Below are 476 nucleotides of genomic sequence, written 5' to 3' on the forward strand. Positions count from 1 at the left end.
GAGAAGAACCAGTGGATGCGGTCTTGGGCGCCTTGTTGGTCGCCGGCGGGTTTGTTGTTGTAGTCGATCATGTAGCGCTCGTAGTAGACGGGTTCCACATCGCGGGCGGCGGCCATGATCTGTTCTGCGGTGCAGGGGGTTTTGAGGATCCGGTTGGGGATGGGGTAGTCGTCGGTCGCATCGGCGGAAGAGACGGCGGAGGTGGCGATGCCTGTCGTGATGGCGCCGGCCAGGGCTGCTGCGGCGAGGCCCATGCGAATTGTTTTGCGGACCATGAGGATTCTCCGTTCAGTGCCGTTGGTCGGCGGCGACTTGGTCGAGGATGGCGCGTTTGTCGGGGCAGTAGTAGTTCAGGGCGGAGCCCAGGAACTGCCAGTTCTGTTCGGTGGTGTTGTGGCGGTCGAGGTTGGCGCCGACGAATTTTGCGGAGTCGAAGGCGGTGTGGTCGACGTTGTTGGTGAGTCGTTTGCAGACCA

Annotated in this window: 1 protein-coding gene and 1 pseudogene; both read right to left on the reverse strand. The window is 62.0% G+C overall.

The features are described from left to right. A partial coding sequence (locus tag AC1DY7_RS31260; RefSeq protein ID WP_477497640.1) for a DUF5078 domain-containing protein occupies nucleotides 1-275 on the reverse strand: 275 nt, incomplete at its 3' end. Between the two features lie 13 nt (nucleotides 276-288). Then, nucleotides 289-476: pseudogene (locus AC1DY7_RS31265) on the reverse strand (DUF732 domain-containing protein); the annotation flags it as partial.

This window comes from Mycobacterium sp. P2_H7 (assembly GCF_056403275.1).